The following is a 21,193-nucleotide window of genomic DNA, read 5'->3' as shown; positions in this document are numbered from 1 at the left end:
TACTCGATTATGATTACACGCTACCTTTTTTTATTTACTTGTTTACTATCAACCATCCAACCTTCTTATTGTTGGGCACAGATCAAAAACAAAGGAATACCTTTTATTAAAAATTATACCACAGATGATTACCACGCTCACGACCAAAATTGGTGTATCAGCCAAGATAAACGAGGGGTTATTTATGTAGGAAACTCTTCGGGTTTGCTAGAGTTTGATGGAGTAAAGTGGCGCTTGATGGAGATACCTAATAAATCTACAGCAAGAAATGTTAGAATGGGCAATGATGGAATCATGTATGTGGGCGCACAAAATTTTATTGGTTATGTAGGCACTGACTCTACTGGTAAAACCTATGTAGCTTCACTCATGAACCAAGTCCCCAAAGACGTTGCCGGATTTAAAGACATTTGGGATATGGTAGTAACTAACGAAGGGGTGATATGCCGTAGTCACGCAGCAATGTTTGTTTTAAATAATAAAAAATTAACCACGATTCGCCCTAAAAATAGGTTCTCCACACTTTGCCTAATTAATAACCAAGCACATTTTAGAGATTTTAAAGTGGGTACATTCAAACTAGTACAAGGTAAGCTAGTGAAGGTACCTCAGTTTAACAAAAAAATACCAAGGGACGGATTTCCGTTTGGTAAAGGCAAAAACTTGCTCAATATATTTAGCCGCTTATATATTTACAACGAAGACACGCTTAAACCTTTTGCTCCTCATATCAAACAGTTTTTATTGGACAAAGAACTGTACTGCTCTACTCAAATAGATAGTAACCATTATGCCTTTGGCACTTCAAGTGCAGGCATTGTGATTGTAAACAAGGCTGGGCAAGTAATACAACACCTACACAAAGGCAATGGTTTACAAAGCAACTCAGTGTATAATTTATATATAGATCATCACCGTAATTTGTGGGCGGGGCTTGCTAAAGGAATTGCTTTTATCGAGCTCAACTCACCATTTAGTGTATTAAATGCATCATCAGGATTGGAAGGCTCTACTTATTACACCCATGTACATCAAAATAAGCTATTGACAGGCACTTCACAAGGAGTTTTTTTTAAAACCTGGCGTAATTATGAAAACCCTCTACAGGACTCTATTTGGTTTAAAACCATTCCAAATTTAGTGAATCAAACCTGGCAATTTAAAACCTTCAAAAACCAACTCTTAGCAGCATTCAATCCAGGCATTTTAAAATTTGCTACTTCTCGTAAGTCTTTCAAAGCTCAGTCATTACAAAAGACGAATGGCAATATATGGACAATTATTTCTCTAAAAAACCACCCAAATTTGTTGATGGCTGGAGGTAAAAGAGGCTTACTTTTACTAGAATGGAAGAACAAACAGTGGCGGGTAAAAAATGTGGTCAAAGGATTTTCAAAAAACTCGCGTTATATACAGGAAAGTAAAAAAGGCATTATTTGGATGAGCAGCGACCAACATGGAGCCTATAAACTCACCCTTAATACACAGCTTGACAGCGTAGTAAATATTAAGTTTTATGACAAAACCAAGGGGTTTCCTTCCAATACATTCAACCGTTTGTTTAAAGTCAACGGTCAGAATATGTTTGCCACTGAAAACGGGGTATACTTACATGATGAAACCCAAGACAAAATGGTGAGAGAAACCAGGCTAAACAAATTAATTGGTGATCATAAAATGTTGATTTATCTACGCAGTGATGCCCAACAAGGAATTTGGTATGTGGCACAGAAGGTGCATAACGAGGTAAAAGATAAATACCTGGAAGTGGGTTTGTTACAAAAACAAGTAAATGGCAACTACAAAAAGATAAATGCTCCTTTTAGAAAGTTACGAGGTTCGTTTATAGAAAAACTTGCCCCCCATTTAAACCCATTAGATGACAAAAATATATTGTTTGCCACCAAGGAAGGGGTAATTCATTATGCGCCCCAACAACCTCGTATAAAACAACCTTTCAAAGTATTATTACGCGAAATAGCGCTTACTGGTGCAAAAGACTCTATAATATTTGGAGGCACTTTTGCCAATGCGCAAGGGCAAATGATAAGTCTGCCCAAACAAGGGTATCAGTACCCCGTATTTGAATACACTTATAATAGTTTTAGGTTTAATGTAAGCAGTACCTTTTATGCTGATAACCACAAAAACGAGTTTCGTTACCGCCTGGCAGGACTAGACAAAGAATGGTCGCCTTGGACTAAGGAAAGTTATAAGGAATACACCAACCTAAGAGAAGGTAATTATACATTGCATATTCAAACCCGTAACCTATACCAAGAAAAAAGTCCAGCGTTAACCTACATGTTCCAAATACACCCTCCCTGGCACCGTACAATATGGGCTTATACAGGATATACATTCATGAGCATCATATTGATAGGTGTTACCATCAAACTATATACTCGAAGGTTGGAGCAACAAAAAGATAAACTGGAGAAAACAGTGGAAGCCCGTACTACAGAGATTCGCCATAAGAACGACGAAATCTTGCTAAAAAACTCAGAACTTGAGCAACAAAAAGAAGAAATACAGATACAAGCTGAAAACCTCAAAGAAGCTAATACTGCTATTGAGCATAAAAATTCGGCACTGGAACAACAAAAAGAAGAAATACAGATACAAGCTGAAAACCTGAAAACAGTCAACAATGAACTAGTAAATAAAAGTGATGAAATAGAGCAAGCTTATCAGAATGTAAAACTATTGAGTGAAATAGGGCAAGAAATCACTTCAAAGCTATCGTTAAGCCAGATAGTAGAGACTGTGTATAATAATGTAAATAACTTGATGGACGTTGCAGAGTTTGGAATAGGCTTATATGATCCAAAAGCACACACGATTACTTTTAACGACTACATACATCTAGGCGAGAAAATGCCCCAACTAACAGTACCTGCTACCGATGAAAACAGGTTTGGGGTGCTGTGTGTACTTCGCCAAAAAGAAATCATAGTGAATGATGTGTATAAAGAGTATCACAATTTTGTGGAGTCACTGGATAGTTACCAAGAAGATGAATTGTTAAATGCTTTCATTTGTATACCACTTATTGTCGAACAAGAAGTAATTGGCTTGGTAAGTGTACAAAGTTTACAAACCAACGTATATACAAATTATCACCTCAACTTGTTGCGTAACCTTGCAGTATATATTACCATAGCATTACAAAATACGGATAGTTATACTAAAATAGAGTTACAAAAGTTTAAAATAGAAACCCAAAACCAGGAAATTACAGCCAGTATTCGTTATGCCCAAAAAATTCAAGCAGCCATTTTGCCCAGCAGCAAAAGCTTTGAGAAAATTTTTAATGATCATTTTATTATCTACGAACCCAAAGATATTGTTTCTGGCGACTTTTATTGGATGAGCCATGTAAAGAAGCGCGTCATAATTGATAGTGTCCCTTCTTTTGAAGTATATAGTTTTGTGGCAGCTGTAGACTGCACCGGACACGGGGTACCAGGAGCTTTTATGAGCATGATTGGCAGCAGGCTTTTGAGCGAAATAGTCAATGAAAAGAAAATTTTTGATCCCAAAAAGATCATATCTAAAATACAAGAGGGCATTCGTAAAGGCTTGCATCAGAAGGAATCAGATAATAATGATGGTATGGATATATGCTTGTGTAGGGTGCAATATATAGATGACTCGGACAAGGTAGAGCTGACATACAGCAATGCCAAACGTCCATTGTATTATACACATCAAAAAAAGTTGCATCAAATCCAAAGAAATAGGTTTTTTATTGGTGGTTGGATGCCTAAGCAAGTAACACAAGAGTTAGAGAACCATGTGGTTCAACTCAAACGCAATGACATACTTTATTTAAGTAGTGATGGATTTGTAGATATCCCTAATAACAAACGTAAATCTTTTGGAACCAAGCAATTCATTACATTATTAAAAGAAATCATGCATGAACCACTAAACGTACAACGTGCACGGTTGTTGAAAGCTAAAACTGAACACCAAGAAGAGGCAGACCAACGTGATGATATTGTAATATTGGGCATTCAGCTATAGCGCTCCTTACCCGTTGTGTACTTTGTAAAGCAACACTGCATGTTGCTTTGTTATAACATTAACTATAACTCACGCCAAGGGCAATCCTTGGTTTACACGACTATACTATATGAACTATGATGAAGTTGTTCTTAATTATCAATGTTTTACTTGTTTATGCCGCTACTGTCTCTCAGGCACAAACTCCCTACGTAACCAAACACCTACCCAAAGACTATAAAGGAGGGTATCAAAGCTGGGGGGTGGCGCAAGATAAAACAGGGATGATATATGTGGGCGATAACTTTGGAATTCTACAATATGACGGCAAAAAATGGAGTAAATTTCCAATAAAAAATAAAGGTTTTGTGTTTGCTATTGGTTATTATAACGACACCCTATTTGTGGGTTCCGACAATGAATTGGGTTATTTGGGGTATGACTCTACTGGACAAAACCGTAAGTATGTATCCTTGATGCCATCAATCCCTAAAGAACAGAAAAAATTTAAAACAATTCGTAATATAACCCCCTTAGATAAAGGTGTTGCCTTTATAGATTGGTTTAAAAACACATTGATTTATCAAAACGGTAAGTTTACTTATGTAAGTCCTAATGACTCAACAATTTATAATAAAGAGCAATTTGCCCCTATTGCAAAAATAAGAAAACAAGTCTTTCATTTTAATAATCAAGTATATGTACAAGCAGGCAATAGTTTATTTGTTTGGAATGGAAAAAAACTAACAAAAACTAATCAACTTCAAGGAGTAAAGAACCTATCTAATATATGGCATATAACCAATTATAGCCAAGATACTTTGGTTGCATTTGATGCCAAAGCCCATCAAATGCGTTGGTTGTACTTAAAAAACGGTAAATTTCAGAGAGAAGAAGCCTTCGAGACTGAACTCGACAGCACTTTTGCCAAATTAGACATAATTGCTACAGTATATTATGTCAAGGTACTCAACAATGGCTCTATTGCGCTTACTATCAAAAACAAAGGATTATATATATTGGGCAAAGATGGTAAAATTCAACGCTTTGTTGCTTCTAATCGAGACACTCCCACCCTCTGGATCTACAATTTTGATTTTGATAAAGAAGGTAACATCTGGACCTTGGGTGAAAAAGGCATTGGGCAGATCCATAATAATAGCTCTTTTACCTATTGGGACAAAAGGCATGGCTTTTCTGGGCAAATTCTAAGGATGACATATCATAACCAAACGCTCTATGTAGGTACTATGAATGGGCTTTCATTCTTAAACAAAAAAGGTCGTTTTGAAGAAGTAAAAGGAATCAAGGATGGAGTATGGGACTTTTTGGAACACCAAGGTAAATTCTACCTGGCACATACTGCTGCCATTTATGAAATGAAAAATGGGAAGCCTAAAAAACTCATAGATCAAAACTACGTACAATGCCTTATCGCACTAAAAAACGATCCTTCTAAACTACTGATAGGTACCTATAACCAAGGGCTGTTTTTGATGACTCAGGAAAAAGGGAAATGGATAAAGAAAAAGGTAAAAGGCGAAAAAATAACCGCAAAAATATACTCTATTATAGAAGATAAAGATGAAAGTTTATGGATTCATGACTTTCAGTTGGGTATTTTTAGGGTGTGGCTCAATGCCGCAAAAGATAGTGTGGTAAAACAAGTAGTATATACAGCCAAGAATGGCTTACCTTCTACTACAGGTAATATAGTATTTCGCTTACAAAATGACCAGCTAATTTTTGGTACAACAGATGGTATATATGCACTTGATAGGGCAAAAAAACGTTTTCACCCTCATCCTGTTTTACACCCACTCACAAAAGGCAAGCAAACATATTACATATATGAAACAAAAAAAGGAGACCTCTTTATCCAGATAAAAAAACCTGATGAAGTCAAGTTGATCATGTTAAAAGCAACCCCTGACAAAGGGTATACACTCGTAGAAAAACCATTCAGAGCTATACAACATTCACTCGATAGTGAATCCATCATAGAGTTAGAAGATGGGCGGGTGGCAATAGCCAAAGATCAAACTATGATAGTATATGATGGTCAATGGAAAAAGAGTTCTCCCAGCACTTATCAAACCATTATTAGGAAAGTATTCATTAATAATGATTCTCTTCTTTTTACCGAAAACAACCTACGTCCTGTCTCCCTTGATTATCGATTCAACACACTCAGGTTTGATTATGCTTCTTTGTTTTATGAACATAGTAACAAAAACCAGTACCAGTTTAGGCTAAAAGGTTTTCAAGAAAAATGGTCTAAATGGAGCACAGAACGCAATACTAATTATACCAATTTGCCTGAAGGCAATTACGTTTTTGAAGTAAAGGCCAAAAATGCGCATGGTGATCTAAGCCAAGTTGCACGTTTCAAGTTCAAGATTTACCCTCCCTGGCACCGCACCTGGTGGGCTTATACCTTGTATGTGGTATGTGCCATATTGTTTGTATTAATAGTTTTACGCATCAATGCCAGTCGGTTGCTTAAACAAAAAGCCAGTCTTGAAAAAAAGGTGCAACAACGTACTGTTGAGCTTCAGCACAAGCAAGAAGAGATTATGGTACAACACGAAGAGCTTCAACAACAACACGAAGAAATTACTGCTCAACGCGACTTTATCGAACAAAAAAACCAACAACTTTATCAGAAAAACCTTCAGGTAAAAAAGAGCATAGAGGCGGCCAAGCTTATTCAAGATGCTATATTGCCTTTTAATGACAGAATGCAGGGAATATTTAAGAACTATTTTGTGCTTTTTCGTCCCCGTGACATTGTATCGGGAGATTTTTACTGGGCAGATAAAACTAAAGATGGCAAGGATGTAAGGCTAGTAGCTGCTATAGATTGTACCGGACATGGAGTGCCAGGGGCTTTTATGAGTATGATGAGTTATACTTTGATGAATGAGATTGTACACCAAAAAAATATCATTCAACCTGCCCAAATACTAGAAACACTAAAGTTTGAGTTAAAGCACGCTTTACAGCGAGAAAAAACAGGGAATCAATCAGGCATGGATATGGCGCTGTGCAATATACAGTATTTGCCTGATGGCGCTGTAAAGGTTATTTTTGGGGGAGCCAAACGCCCTATGTATTATATCAAAAGCAGCACCCAGGAATTTGGTGAAGTCAAAGGTAGTAGAATTTCTATTGGAATAGTGCCCAGAAATCACCAGGTTTTTGAAGAACACACACTTACTTTACACAGAGATGATTTAATATTTTTGACCACCGATGGATATGGCGATCAGAATAATGCAGCAAGAAAAAGCTTTGGTTCACAAAAACTCAAAAAGCTCTTGGCAGAACATGCATTGAAGCCAATGGCGGAACAACAACAAATACTAGAGAAAAATTTGGATGAGCATATGAACAATACCACTCAAAGGGATGATATTTTGGTGATGGGGATAAAACTATAAAACCCCACTCAACTTAATGTTAAATGGGGTTTATTTTATAAATGCTCTCTTTGCTTATTTAAAAGCCGCCTCTATGATGGTTGCTTGCTCTTGACTATGCACCGTATGATAACCTGTAGCAGGTGAAGCACTTGACTTACGGGCAATTACCTCTATTTGGTCGTAACGGTATACTCGCTGAATGTAGCTCCAGGCTCCCATATTTACTGGCTCTTCCTGTACCCAATAAGTTTTGGCATTGACATATTTACCCAATTTCAAATGGATAGACTTGGTAGGGAATGGGTGCAATTGCTCTACACGAATAATTGCTACATCTTTGCGTTTATCGTCTTGTTGTTTTTTAAGCAAATCGTAATAGATTTTACCAGTACACAACAATACTTTTTTCACTTTCTTGGCCTCTACATAATCGTCCCCGATTACCTCGTGGAACTGCCCATCGGTAAACTCAGATACAGAGGATACTACTTTCTTGTCACGCAATAACGACTTAGGCGACATAATCACCAATGGCTTGCGGAACTCCCAGGCTAACTGGCGACGCAAAATGTGGAAAAGATTGGCGGGGGTAGTCAGGTTAGCTACAATGATGTTGTATTCTGCCGACATTTGCAAGAAACGCTCTAAACGGGCGCTTGAATGCTCAGGTCCTTGACCTTCATAACCGTGGGGCAACAACATAACCAAACCATTCATTTTTTGCCATTTAGACTCAACAGCTGTAATGAACTGATCTATGATAATTTGTGCACCATTGGCAAAATCGCCAAATTGAGCTTCCCAGATAGTAAGCGCATGAGGGTTTGCCATTGCATACCCAAACTCAAAACCTAATACACCATACTCAGACAAGAGAGAGTTATAAATACGCATTTTCTCTTGCCCTTCCTGAATATAATCAAGGCTATAAAATGGCTCGCTTGTGTTAGCATCGTGTAATACAGCATGACGATGTGAGAAAGTACCACGTTTTACATCTTGTCCGCTAAAACGTACAATCTTACCTTCAGCAAGTATAGACCCATACGCCAGCAATTCGGCAGAAGCCCAATCAAGTATTTTGCTGTCAAAGAACATGTCTTTGCGTTTTTCGAGCAATTTTTCTATCTGACGAATAGGTTTGAAGCCTTTTGGCAAAAAGGTCAATGCTTTCCCTATTTTATCCACCATATCAGCCGTGATTTTGGTATCATATACCCTGTCAAAGTCGGTAGGAGTAGACCAACGCAACTCTTCCCATTCTTTCTCTACAGGTTGTAATTTATATGCGACGGCTTTTTGCTTGACCATATTGAGCCTATCCTGTAACATTTGCTTAAACTCCTGCTCCATTTCTTTGGCAATACTTGCGTTCAAGTCACCACTTTCTTTGAGACGACTCAAGTATAGTTCACGTGGGTTGGGGTGCTTAGAGATCAACTTGTACAACGCAGGCTGGGTAAACTTAGGCTCGTCGCTTTCGTTGTGTCCGTGCTTACGGTAACACACTAAGTCGATGAAAATGTCGCGGTTAAATTTCTCACGAAACTCAGCTGCCAACCTACAACAAAATACTACTGCCTCAGGGTCATCACCGTTTACGTGTAACACAGGGGAGTCAGTCATTTTTGCCACATCGGTACAATAAATACTAGAACGGGCGTCTTCAAAATTGGTGGTAAAGCCTACCTGATTATTAATCACAAAATGAATAGTTCCTCCAGTATGGTAGCCTTCCAGTTTCGACATTTGGGTGATTTCATATACCAAGCCCTGCCCGGCAATTGCTGCATCTCCGTGAATCAGAATGGGCAATATTCGGTCTACATTACCATCATACATACGGTCACACTTCGCACGTACATATCCTTCTACCAAGGGGTCTACTGCCTCAAGGTGCGATGGATTAGGGGCTAATTGTAAATTTACTTTATGCCCTTCAGGAGTGTCTATTTCGGTGGCAAAACCCAAGTGATATTTTACGTCACCATCTCCCATTGCTTCTTCGGGCATTTCGCCTTCAAATTCGTTGAAAACATCTTCGTAGGTTTTACCCATAATGTTTACCAACACGTTGAGACGTCCCCGATGTGCCATGCCTATCACTACTTCTTTTACTCCTAGCTCTGCGCTACGGTTGATCACTGCGTCTAAGGCTGGAATAGTACTTTCACCCCCTTCTATCGAGAAGCGTTTTTGTCCAATGTATTTGGTATGTAAAAAATTCTCAAAGGCTACTGCCTCATTGAGTTTAGATAAAATTCTTTTTTTGTAGTCAGACGATGGGTTGAAGTTGAGCGACTCGCTCTCAATTTTTTGTTTGAACCACTCCAATACTTCTGGCTCACGAATATAGGCATACTCAAAACCAATAGTGCGCTCATAAATGTGCTTAAGGGCGTCAATGATTTCTTTCAAAGTAGCCGGACGGTCAAAAATAGTACGTCCTGCCTCAAAGGTAGTATTGAGGTCGGCATCAGTCAAACCAAAATCTTTGAGTTCAAGCCGAGCCCTACGGTCACGGCGAGGTCTTACTGGGTTGGTTTTAGACAAAAGGTGGGCACGTGAACGGTAAGCCGAGATCAACTCACGAACACTTATTTCTTTCTCTATATCGGCTTTAGAGGCTTTACCTTTGGTTGTAGCAGCAGCTCCGTTTTGTCCATTGGTACTTTCACCTGGTTCACCATACTGCTCTACCGAAAAATCAAATCCTTTAAAGAAATATTGCCAAGTACTGTCGACCGATTCGGGGTCGTTTTTATATTGCTGATACAGCTCTTCTACATAAGCCACATCAGCGTTTCCGATATAAGAAAATTTATCCATTTTGTGTGTTCAATTCAATATTAATAATCAATCTGACTAAGTATAGATAACTGTACAACTATACCTTACCTAAATTAAAATTCAATACTAATTTACACTTTTTAAATTAAAAAGCAGGAGAGGGTTTATTTTTTTTAAAAGTGTCGACTTCAGAGGCAATATTGGGGCAAAAAAGTAGGGTAAATTGCCTTACCCAAAACGTTGGGGTAAGGCAATGAAATAATTATTTTTATAAAACTAAGGCAACACATCAATTTTAAGTTTTTGCAACAACTTTAATTCGTTTATCAAATAGCTCATTTCTAACATGCACAACTCCAAATGGCTCGTCATTCTTTCGATGCTGTTGGGGTTTAAACTTTGTCCAGTTTGGCTATAATTTTCTAATGGTGTATCTGCCAATAATGAAAGATGCTCTAAACGAGCACGAATGCCTTGCTCAAACCAATCAAGCGAATAAGGGCTTTGGGCAACGTCAAAGAAATTAGTACCTTGCATATTGTTAAGTTTTTATATTTAGCAAAGCCTCTGGGGTAAGACGGTCAAATCTGGTACCTCAGGGGCATCTTTGTTTTTCAAAGATAAACAAAGATAGTAAAAATCGTTTATTTTAAAAATCTACGACTTTTGTTTTTTATTATTTACACGGAAAATATTTTCAAAATCACTAAATTCATTCAAAAACCTATTCATACGGTTAACCGATACTTTCCTACCTTCTGCATAGAAATCGTACCTTACGTCTTTTAATCGCCTTTTTTGTTCAGAAGAAAGTTGAGGATACACGTTTTCAAGAAACCATTCAAAGGCGTCGTGGAGGGTTTTAAATTCAGGCATATTTGTTATTTTTAAGACAGTATTATATAATGGAATCTAAATTTAAGCAAAATGTGTTAATTTTAATTATAAAGAAATGCAACAACTAACCAAAAAAGAACGCCAACTGACCAGAAAGTATATTGCAAACAAAAGTAGTAATTTACCTTTTTATAAATGCTATGCCAGTGCTGACTGGTTTTCGGGACATGAGCTGGTATCAGTATATGTAAGTAAGAAAATGCCCAGCGGCAAAATTTGCTGTTGTGTTTACCTGATAGATAAGGGATGTTTGGGGCTAAAAAGCACCTTATACTTTATCAATATGGATGCTGACGAATACGAAGATTTTGTCGATGAAAATTTTGTGAGAGAAGGACGTGAATATGAACAAATTAATGAGCAAACAGCTCATAACATTATTTTTGGGGGCATTGACCACGCAGCGAGTTGTGGTTTTGACCCTATGGATAAGGACTGGGCAATTACTCAAAGGTTTTTGGACGAAGACTTGATTACGGATGGAATAGACGAAATAGAGTTTGGCAAAGATGGTAAGCCTATCTATTTGGCAGGGCCTTATGATGATGTAAAGAAAAATCTTAGGATTTTGACTAATAACTTAGGAGAAGACGGCTTTACTTATATAGCTCCTCCTTTTTAATTTACTACAAAAAAGTTTTACCTCTACCTTTAGGCAAAGCGTTCAACAAGTCCTCAGTAAATTTTAAAGCCAAAAGTTATCCACATTTCACTTTGTTTTTTTGTGGATAACTGGTGGATAACTTTTTTAGGCCGTTTCAAAGATTAGGTGACCGAGTCATAGGCTACTCAAGTTCACCCACAGCTACTTTTAAGGCTCGCCAGAGAACACAACCCACCAAAATTAAGTCAAATCACTAAAGTATAAAAACCGATTTGTTGGGTACATTATCTAAAGGCTGATAAGGCTGAATGATAAGCTTATATTTATAGTCATCAGGGTTTACTTCACTGTATTTTTTGTAAGGCAAATCAGGGGCATTTTTTTGAATCAAGCTAAAAAATTCACCCGTAAGTTTTGACGAAAATTCACCCGAAAAAATATCTTGAAAAACCGCCTCATCAGAGGTAAACAAACCATAGGCAGTCTCAAAACCACTATTAACAACTCCCCAAAAATTACACTCGCACCAATCGTAATATGACTTAAACTTGATGTGTATACCTGTGTCCTTAAAGGGAATATGTAAACGTGCATCGACCAATGATTTATCCTCTGTATTAGCTTCTAACAATTCACCTGTTTCCTCCTCAGTAGTCGTCGCTTTTACCTGCCCTTCTTCCTCAGGTTTTTCGTTCTCGTCACTAACTTTCTCTTCACCTTGAGAAGCCAACCATTGATGTGGCAATACAAAAGACTTAAAAAAACGGGTATGATTGCCTACCACCCAATCTTTGCCATAAGCATTCATTGGATAGCCTTCTAGGTGATTGGCTTGCAAATCGGTCAAAAACTCATCAAAATACGCATATTGCTCTACATTTACAATCAACACTTGTGCCTCTTGAAAAGATTCATCGTGGTATACTGTACTGATCAGGTCTTCGGCTGTGGTAGGGGTATCAGCATCGATTATAATAAATACAGTACTGTGCTCAGGTAGTACATAGTCTATGTCAAACTTATTAGGCATGGGAGCTATGCTTGGCTCAGCTACTTTTTCGGTCGTCTCTTCTATATTGTTTACTATTTTGAGCAAACTATGGCACAAATTAGTTTTTATTTGCGAGTGGATTTCTTCGCTCATTGACAGGTCGTCAATACGGTTAAGGTAGTCATTGTAATACCTCTGTTGGATACTCAAAACATTGTGCATTTCCTGACGTTGCTCTTCGACAAACCCACTGAGTTTTTGAAGAGCATCACCAATATTTTCGTCTTGAATCAACCCCTTTACTTCGTCTAAAATAATATTTTTCATAGTTCTGTTTAGATGGTGTGTGTGCAAATATTGTACAATAGGGAACGACTATGCCTTTCACCTCAAAACACCACCTCACAGCCTTAAATTTTGTCCTATACCAGCCACTAATCTATAGCCCTGGTACAACACAAAACATTAAATCCCTTTTTGTTTTTTTCGATCCGCAAAATATTTACCTAAAGTGTCAACTCCGAGTGTATTTAACGTCATTTCTTTTGTTAACCCACCTTTTCGCCCTACACACACACCATAATATACATGATCAATGGTGCCAACCTCGTGCGAATCAGGGTTGATACTTAATTTTACACCTTTCTCTATAGCATAGTGTACCCATTGCCAGTCTATATCTAATCGCCAAGGACTGGCATTTATTTCAATGCTCACATTGTTTGCAGCACAAGCATCTATTATTTTTTTGTGATTTACAGGGTAGCCCTCACGCCTTAATAATAAACGCCCGGTAGGGTGCCCCAACATCGTAGTATAAGGGTTTTCTATAGCTTTGATTAATCTCGATGTAGCTTTTTCTTCTGCCATTTTCAATCCTGAATGAACAGAAGCAATGATAAAATCAAATTTGGCCAAAATATCATTGTCATAATCAAGCCCACCATCGGCTATAATGTCCGACTCCATTCCTTTAAATATTTTGAAAGGAGCCAGTTTTTCGTTCAGCGCATCTATTTCTTTGATCTGGTCAAGTACTCTGCCCACTGGTAAACCATTGGCATAAAAAGCCGACTGAGAATGATCAGTAATGCCTAAGTACTCATACCCGGCATTTTTTACTGCAAGCGCCATTTCTTCTAAAGTATTTTTGCCATCACTATAGGTAGAGTGGGCGTGTAGAATACCTTTCAAATCGCTCACTTCCAGTAATTTAGGAAGCTTACCTGTTTTGGCAAGCGCCAGCTCAAAATCACCTTCACGCATTTCGGGTACCACATAAGCAAGGTTGGCTTTTTGATAAATAGCTTCTTCGGTAGGGAGTTTATGCTCGCGAGCTATTTGGTATAATGTGGGCATTCCAGCTTCGGCATACTCCAGATGTGTAGGACTAGCCGAATGAATAAATACTTCTCCAGCAAACTCATTGGCAGTACACCAACGAGCTTCTACCCTAAGTGGGCTATTGGCAAATTTACCTCGCCAAGCATACAAACCTGTATTTTTGAGATTTTGCTCCAAAAACTCACAGTTTGTCAAGGCTGTAAATAACTCTTCTTGTGGGGTAGTAGCAATTACCTGTACCTGGTCTACCAGATTGAGCTTACGTCTGATTTGCCCTACTACTTCAAACTTACCTGAAAGAGATTTTTCCTGTAAATAATCCTTGAGTTGTTGTGCCAATGTCTCGGCTTGGGCATAATGCAAGCGTTGTGCATTAGCCTTGCGAAACAAAAGCGAGTTTTTAATGTTTTCCTGGGTTTTTTGTCCAAAGCCTTTGACCTGAGCAAGTTGATCAGTTTCGCAAGCCAGCAACAAAGCCTCTATATCTTCAATGCCTAACTCTTCCCAAATTACCTTTATTTTCTTGATTCCCAATCCGTCGATCCCCATCATATCTATCAACCCTTCAGGGGTTTTTGCTCGATATTCCTCCAACTGCTTAAAGGTGCTGGTTTGATTGATGTCGTCTATTTTGGTGGCTATAGCCTTGCCCACTCCATCTAACTCCTGTAGCTCTTTGAGCGACATGTCAGACAAAGGCTCAGTCAAAGCCTCCATATTAAAAACTGCGGTGTGATACGAACGTACTTTAAAGTTATTTTCGCCATGTAGCTCTAGCAAAGATGCGTGTAACTTAAGTAAATTAAAGATTTGTTGATTGGTCAAGACTTTAAGGGTTTTAGTTTTACTAAACAAAACTACAGCATATTTATGTTTAATTACAGTATTTGAGTCATAAAAAACAGGTAGTCAAATAAATTTGACCTTTACAAAAAAAGCACCCTCAAATGAGGGTGCTTTTTATATACATTGATAGTAATTATTTTTTATTCAAAGGCATTGCTAAATCGCCCCATATTGTTCTTCTGAACTTGGTCATATTTTTTATGCAATGCTTGAGCTTCTTTCCCTTTTTGACCTTGCAAAGCATTTACTAAAGAGTAAAGATTGTACATGGCATAACGCAACGAGTTAGGGTTCCTTTTTCTCAAATTATTATCATAAATATAGTTGAGTTTTTGCTCTACCCTTTGCCCTATTGTTCGTGCCATTTCAAGTGCTTCTTTTTCCAAACCTACCTTAAACAACTCATCGATAAAAGGTGTAAAGAACATACTGTAAGGAATTGCTTCATCAGTAATTGCCTCTAAACAGAATTTAGCTGCTTTTTTAGCTTTATCCATTTTACCCTCTTTGATCAACTGCTGCACCAGACGTCGGAAAGAAGAACGGGTAGTAGTAGGAAAGCGCCTTGCGTTTTCATCATGGTATGCCTTGGGGTCATCTAGTCCACGATAGAAAAATCCCTTGTTTTTACCATCGCTTATGCCACCCAGCTTTACAGGCATCATGTTTTTATACATCAGTTCAGCATTTACAAAACCATCTTTTGCTCCCGGTACACGTACAGGCAACAAGCGATAAGCCAACCCTTCGAGCTGCATAAACTCTTTAAGATTCAATGAATTATTACCACTAATATTACTGGTAAAATATATGGGTCGCTTCCAGCCGTTTTTGGCGTTGGTAGCAATAATATCCAACATCAACAAATGGTGCTTATAAATGTATTGTTTACCCATATTCCAAATCATTACAGATGGAATCTTATCGTGTAAATCTTTAGGAACAAAATCTTTTTGCTTGATAATAGCTGCCTTGTTTTGATTAATAGCCAATAGTTTAGAAGGGTATGTATAAATACCATCATTCCCCCTTGATTGATACAATCGTTTATCTTGTTTATTCAACAAACCAATGTAGCTATTTAGGTTTAAGCCTTGTTTTAGCATGCCATTTGCTACTCGCTCGTTGAATCGACTTCCCTGATTTGCCGCCCAATAAGTAAGGTAGTCGTTAGTACCAGTCTGGTAATTTTCAGGCTTCAACGTGATAGGTAAAGCCTCCGATTCGTAAGTTTTACGAGTCATTTGGCGGGCATACCAGGCAGTACCCAATAAACTCAGGTTACACACCCTTACATCGGTACGGAAGCCTTCTACTTCTTGTATATACCACAACGGAAATGTATCATTGTCGCCTTCGGTAAATAAAATAGCATTGGGGGCACACGAATTCAAAAGGTTTTTGGCAGACTCAATAGATTGATATTGGCGCGATCTATCGTGGTCATCCCAACCTTGCTGAGCCATGATCACAGGGGCAACTAACGAGATAGCAGTTGCCAATACTGGTGCAGCCAATCCTTTTTTGAGCACCCCTTGCAAGACTTCTGCCATGAACATGACCCCAAAACCTACCCAAATGGCGAACACATAAAAGGAACCTACATATATATAATCGCGCTCGCGAGGCTCTACCGGGGGCGAATTGAGGTAAAGTACTAAGCCTATTCCAGTAAGGAAAAATAACATTCCAGTAACTAACCCTACCCTTTGGTTACGCATGAGCATAAATAATACCCCCAATAATCCTAATATAAGTGGTATGCCATAAAACTTGTTATGTGCTTTGTTTTTAGCAATCCCTTCGGGCAAATCGCTACGGCTGGTAAAGGTAGCTACACCAGCATCTTGAATGTCGCTTTCTCGTCCGATAAAGTTCCAGCCAAAGTACCGCCAATACATATGCCCCAACTGATAAGAAAACATAAACTTCAGGTTATGTATAGTTCTGGGTTTTTGTCCTTTAGCTAAACCAGTACGTTCACGGTACAAGTCGGGGTGATTGGACTGTTTACTGTACATGCGAGGAAACCACATCGTATTGTCATAAGTATTTTTAATCTTATAATCATAAATCTCATAACGCTTACTTTTGTCATCCTTGCGGTATTTTGCCTCTCCTCTGTCTTGCTTAGTAATTTGAGACATAAAAGTGCGCCCATGTACCAAAGGCCGATCACCGTATTGTTCACGTTTCAAATAAGATACATAACGTACAATATCGCTGGGGTCGTTTTCATTGATAGGAGGGTTATAGTTGGCTCTAATCAATACAATGCCGTAAGACGCATACCCAAACAAAACAAATGTAAGGCACAACATGGCAGTGTTTGCCAATACTTTTTCTTTTTTCTGCGTGTAGTACACACCAAAGGTAACGCCTCCCAATAGTACTACCATAAAAAACAAAATACCTGATCCAAAAGGCAAACCAAAACTATTGACAAAGGTGATTTCAAGGTTACCCGCCAAGGTAGGTAAACCAGGGATAATGCCGTACATAATCAATATAATCAAACCACCGCCTACAGCCAATGCAGCCACAATACCTAGCAGGTTGTAGGTATTGTAACGTTTATAATAATATACCAAACCCAAGGCTGGAATTGCCACCAGGTTCAACAAGTGTACCCCAATAGACAAGCCCATCATATAGGCAATTAAAATCAACCAACGGTTAGAACTACGAGGGTCGTCTATACGCTCCCAGCGAAGCATGGCCCAAAAAACAAAGGCAGTAAAAAACGAGGACATCGCATATACTTCGGCTTCTACTGCCGAAAACCAAAACGAATCGGAAAAAGTATATACCAATGCTCCTATAGCGCCTCCTCCCATTAACATAATAATTTGGCTGGGAGATAAATCTTGCTCGTTTTTAACTGGTAAAAGCTTAAGCCCTAGCATAGTAATAGACCAGAACAAAAACAGGATAGAAAAGCTACTTGCTAAAGCTGAGATGGTATTGATCCAAAAGGCTACCTGTGTTACATCGCCCAGAGCCAAGAAAGAAAACATGCGCCCAAGCAACAAAAAGAAAGGAGCTCCTGCCGGGTGAGGAACCTGTAATTTATATGAACAGGCAATAAATTCGCCGCAATCCCAATAACTGGCTGTTCGCTGAACAGTCAGCATATAAACTATGGTAGCAATGGCAAAAATAGCCCAACCTACCATATTGTTAATTTTCTTAAACTCAAACATAAGTCTTTGGTTTCTACTATCAATGATAAATTACTCTACATGCATTCTCCAACATGTAGGATAGAATATGCTGCGAAAATAGAAAATTTTAGGCGATAAGTTCAAAACTCACTCTAGTTGTTTTGATTTAGGTCTCAAAACTCCCCCCTAAGCACCTGCAAAGTGGGTAAACTTGGGTAATTTTTCTATCAAATATTTACAATATAAAATTTCCTGTTTTACCACTACTTTGGGTTAGTTGCTGCCTTATGCTTTTTGGTGAATAAATAACAAATAGTGTGGTCATTATTCAAAAAGGTGAAATTTTTGTGTAAATTCATTCAACTATAAAGCAGTGTTGATTATACTAAATATAACTGCTCAAAAACCAGATACCGAACAATCAAAAGACGAAACAATATGTCAGACTCAAACCGCGAGCGCGACTTGGTGCTCACCCCCAATGAATTTGCTTTTATTTCTGACCAAACCAAAGGGAATATCAACGTATATGTTGGTCCCTACAAAACCAGTTTGGCGAATACTGATAAACCTGTGATATTTGACGCTCAAAGCAAGAAATTTGACCGTTGTACCCTGGATAAATCTCTGCAGACTTTTACAACTGCACCTGAAGGCTGGTATGTGGTCATGAAAAACCCACCTCAAGATGGCACCCAACCCAAAAATGGTACAGTAAGTAATTTGGTTGCATTAAATGTAGGACGTAAAGTAAACATTCCTGGTCCTATCAATTTTGCGCTTTGGCCAGGGCAAATGGTAAAAGTACTGAGGGGGCACAACCTCAGGTCTAATCAATACCTGGCTGTAAGGGTATACGACGAAGACGAAGCCCATAAAAACTGGGCAAAAGCAGTGATAAAAACCAAAAGTTCAGCAGAACACCCCAAAGATGAAGAAGAAAACAGTGATGGAAGCGAAACTGCTGAGGTAACCAACATTGAAGATATGCCCGACTTGACTATGGGCAAAATGCTTATTATCAAAGGGGACTCTGTTTCTTTTTATATTCCTCCTACTGGCATAGAAGTAGTGCGTGATGTCAATGGCAACTATGTGAGAGAAGCTGTTACATTAGAACGATTAGAATATTGTATTTTGCTGGATGAGGATGGCAATAAACGTTATATACAAGGACCTGCCGTGGTTTTTCCTCAACCCACCGAGGAGTTTGTCTACCGAAATGGCTCACGTAAATTTAAGGCAATAGAGCTCAACGAAATGAGCGGCTTGTATATCAAAGTGATTGCACCTTATGAAGAAAACGGGCAGGCCTACAAAGAAGGAGAAGAATTATTTATTACAGGTAAAGAACAAATGATTTATTACCCTCGCCCTGAACATGCCATTATAAAATATGGGAATAAAGAAAGGCATTATGCCATAGCTATCCCAGCGGGTGAAGGACGTTATTACCTCAACCGTAAAACGGGTAAAGTATCGCTTAAAAAAGGACCTGCTATGTTTTTGCCCGATCCTCGCGAAGCCGTTTTTGTGAAACGGGTGCTTGATCCTAAAAAAGTAAAATTGTGGTTTCCGGGCAACAGCGAAGCACTGGAGTATAACAAACACCTCAAAGGTGAGCTTGAAAGACGAAAATCTACCGAGGGTTATCTTGAGGTATCGGCTGAGCCATCAGCAGCAGTAGAAGCAGAAGCACTTGATGAAGAAATTGCTGAAAAGCCTCGCCGAAAAAAGAAAGAAAAAGTATCTAAAGAAATGGCCGGGGATGAGTTTACCCGTGACCAAACTTTTACCCCACCTCGTACCATTACCTTAGACACAAAGTATGATGGCGCAGTAACCATTAATCTATGGACAGGCTACGCTATTTTGGTGGTGAGTAAAACTGGGCAACGAAAGGTTATTGTAGGACCTCAAACTTACTTATTGGAGTATGACGAAAGTCTGGAAGCCATCACACTTTCTACAGGTACTCCCAAAACTACCGAAAACACCATAGACACTGTATATTTACGCGCTTTGCACAATAAAATCTCTGATATAGTAAAAGCCGAATCTTCTGATTTTACTCAGGTAAGCATTACTTTATCTTATAGAGTAAACTTTACCGGCGATCCTGAGAAATGGTTTAATGTGCAAAACTACGTCAAGTTCTTAACTGACCATATGCGTTCGTTCATTCGCAATTTGGTGAAAAAACATACAATTATGGATTTTTACGGCAATGGCATTGATATCTTACGAAATGGAGTATTGGGCGCCTCAAGTAAGAGCAATAAACGTCCAGGGAGGTTGTTTGAAGAAAACAATGTACACATCTATGACCTCGAAGTACTTGACATTCGCCTAAGCGATATTAGCATTGAAAATTTGCTCATTTCTGCCCAACAAGAAGTAGTCAAACAAACTTTGCGCATAGACGCTGAAAAGCGAAAACTAGAATTCACCCAAAAGAGTGAAGACATTAATCAAAAAATTTCAGCTACTAAATCTGTCACTGTGCAGAAACAATTTGAACTAGAGAAAAAAGAAGCCGAAAAAGAACTGGAACTGATACTAAGTCGCATCAATACTGAAATTCAGTCGAAAAGACGTAACCTGGAAGCCAACCTGGAAGAGCAAAGCCTGCTCACTCAAATAAATGATGCAGAACTGGAACGAAAGCAAAAAGAAGAAGATTTACTACTGGACATTGCCCAGAAAGAATTACAACAAGAGTTGGAGCTTTTGCGTGCTGATGTAGAAGCTGTAGTACAAAAGGCTGAAGCCGTATCGCCTAAACTCATTGCAGCGTTACAATCTTTTGCTGACAAAGCCCTGGCCGAAAAAGTAGCCCAATCTATGTCTCCACTTGCCATATTGGGAGGTAAAAGCGTAGCCCATGTATTTAGCAATATGCTTAAGGGTACTAAGCTTGCCCACGTGCTCGAAAACGAGGCTGAAAGCGATGAAATAGAAGAAAACGAAGACTAGACCAACTACTACCCAGCAAAAAAATCAATGGTTTCCAAAGTCATTGATTTTTTTGTTTTTCACCATTCCTCCTCACTTAGGAATGGTGAGAAATTAAATTACCATTCTTGAGGTAGAGGTTTTGTTTTGAGACGAGGCTATTTTTTGC

General features: G+C 38.6%; 10 protein-coding genes. 4 read left to right on the top strand and 6 right to left on the bottom strand.

The features are described from left to right. The first annotated feature begins 9 nt into the window (after positions 1-9). Both Q0954_RS11410 and Q0954_RS11405 read left to right on the top strand, forming a co-directional pair. Positions 10-4,029 carry a SpoIIE family protein phosphatase gene (locus Q0954_RS11410; protein WP_299456919.1) on the top strand — a complete coding sequence of 1,340 codons (4,020 nt, stop codon included), beginning with the start codon at positions 10-12 and terminating at the stop codon, positions 4,027-4,029. Positions 4,030-4,145: 116 nt separating this feature from the next. Beyond that, complete coding sequence (locus Q0954_RS11405; protein WP_299456918.1) at positions 4,146-7,451, top strand: SpoIIE family protein phosphatase; 3,306 nt, start codon at positions 4,146-4,148, stop codon at positions 7,449-7,451. A 54-nt stretch (positions 7,452-7,505) separates the two neighbouring features. On the opposite strand, the gene Q0954_RS11400 is transcribed toward Q0954_RS11405, so the two are convergent. The 3 genes from Q0954_RS11400 to Q0954_RS11390 all read right to left on the bottom strand — a co-directional run bounded on the left by Q0954_RS11400 (position 7,506) and on the right by Q0954_RS11390 (position 11,099). Continuing rightward, a complete protein-coding gene (locus Q0954_RS11400; protein ID WP_299456917.1) occupies positions 7,506-10,262 on the bottom strand; it encodes a 2-oxoglutarate dehydrogenase E1 component in 2,757 nt (918 codons plus the stop codon). 237 nt (positions 10,263-10,499) lie between these two features. Further along, a complete protein-coding gene (locus Q0954_RS11395; protein WP_299456916.1) occupies positions 10,500-10,760 on the bottom strand; it encodes a hypothetical protein in 261 nt (86 codons plus the stop codon). 120 nt (positions 10,761-10,880) lie between these two features. Then, complete coding sequence (locus Q0954_RS11390; protein WP_299456915.1) at positions 10,881-11,099, bottom strand: hypothetical protein; 219 nt, start codon at positions 11,097-11,099, stop codon at positions 10,881-10,883. A gap of 76 nt (positions 11,100-11,175) precedes the next feature. Between Q0954_RS11390 and Q0954_RS11385 the strand changes: the two genes are divergently transcribed. Continuing rightward, positions 11,176-11,742 (top strand): hypothetical protein, encoded by a 567-nt coding sequence (locus Q0954_RS11385; RefSeq protein ID WP_299456913.1) that lies wholly within the window; start codon positions 11,176-11,178, stop codon positions 11,740-11,742. Positions 11,743-11,977: 235 nt separating this feature from the next. On the opposite strand, the gene Q0954_RS11380 is transcribed toward Q0954_RS11385, so the two are convergent. The 3 genes from Q0954_RS11380 to Q0954_RS11370 all read right to left on the bottom strand — a co-directional run bounded on the left by Q0954_RS11380 (position 11,978) and on the right by Q0954_RS11370 (position 18,108). Next, a complete protein-coding gene (locus Q0954_RS11380; protein WP_299456911.1) occupies positions 11,978-13,042 on the bottom strand; it encodes a hypothetical protein in 1,065 nt (354 codons plus the stop codon). 138 nt (positions 13,043-13,180) lie between these two features. Further along, positions 13,181-14,884: a DNA polymerase/3'-5' exonuclease PolX gene (locus tag Q0954_RS11375; RefSeq protein WP_299456910.1), complete on the bottom strand. Its 1,704-nt coding sequence runs from the start codon at positions 14,882-14,884 to the stop codon at positions 13,181-13,183. Positions 14,885-15,045: 161 nt separating this feature from the next. Beyond that, entirely contained in the window at positions 15,046-18,108 is a 3,063-nt protein-coding gene (locus tag Q0954_RS11370; protein ID WP_299456908.1) for a DUF2723 domain-containing protein, read from the bottom strand. A gap of 399 nt (positions 18,109-18,507) precedes the next feature. Here Q0954_RS11370 and Q0954_RS11365 point away from each other — a divergent pair, with 399 nt between their 5' ends. After that, positions 18,508-21,045, top strand: coding sequence for an SPFH domain-containing protein (locus Q0954_RS11365; RefSeq protein WP_299456907.1), 2,538 nt, complete (start codon positions 18,508-18,510; stop codon positions 21,043-21,045). The last annotated feature ends 148 nt before the right edge of the window (positions 21,046-21,193 follow it).

The sequence above is a fragment of the uncultured Microscilla sp. genome (assembly GCF_947493425.1).
In the GTDB taxonomy this organism is placed as follows: Bacteria; Bacteroidota; Bacteroidia; order Cytophagales; family Microscillaceae; genus Microscilla.
Note: the sequence above shows the minus strand (reverse complement) of the source record. Positions and strands in the feature narration are given on the sequence as shown.

What these genes read in the sequence shown, in the direction of transcription:
- Q0954_RS11410 (WP_299456919.1), top strand. Translation starts at nt 10, where the DNA reads ATGATTACACGCTACCTTTTTTTATTTACTTGTTTACTATCAACCATC.
- Q0954_RS11405 (WP_299456918.1), top strand. Translation starts at nt 4,146, where the DNA reads ATGATGAAGTTGTTCTTAATTATCAATGTTTTACTTGTTTATGCCGCT.
- Q0954_RS11400 (WP_299456917.1), bottom strand. Translation starts at nt 10,262, where the DNA reads ATGGATAAATTTTCTTATATCGGAAACGCTGATGTGGCTTATGTAGAA.
- Q0954_RS11395 (WP_299456916.1), bottom strand. Translation starts at nt 10,760, where the DNA reads ATGCAAGGTACTAATTTCTTTGACGTTGCCCAAAGCCCTTATTCGCTT.
- Q0954_RS11390 (WP_299456915.1), bottom strand. Translation starts at nt 11,099, where the DNA reads ATGCCTGAATTTAAAACCCTCCACGACGCCTTTGAATGGTTTCTTGAA.
- Q0954_RS11385 (WP_299456913.1), top strand. Translation starts at nt 11,176, where the DNA reads ATGCAACAACTAACCAAAAAAGAACGCCAACTGACCAGAAAGTATATT.
- Q0954_RS11380 (WP_299456911.1), bottom strand. Translation starts at nt 13,042, where the DNA reads ATGAAAAATATTATTTTAGACGAAGTAAAGGGGTTGATTCAAGACGAA.
- Q0954_RS11370 (WP_299456908.1), bottom strand. Translation starts at nt 18,108, where the DNA reads ATGTTTGAGTTTAAGAAAATTAACAATATGGTAGGTTGGGCTATTTTT.
- Q0954_RS11365 (WP_299456907.1), top strand. Translation starts at nt 18,508, where the DNA reads ATGTCAGACTCAAACCGCGAGCGCGACTTGGTGCTCACCCCCAATGAA.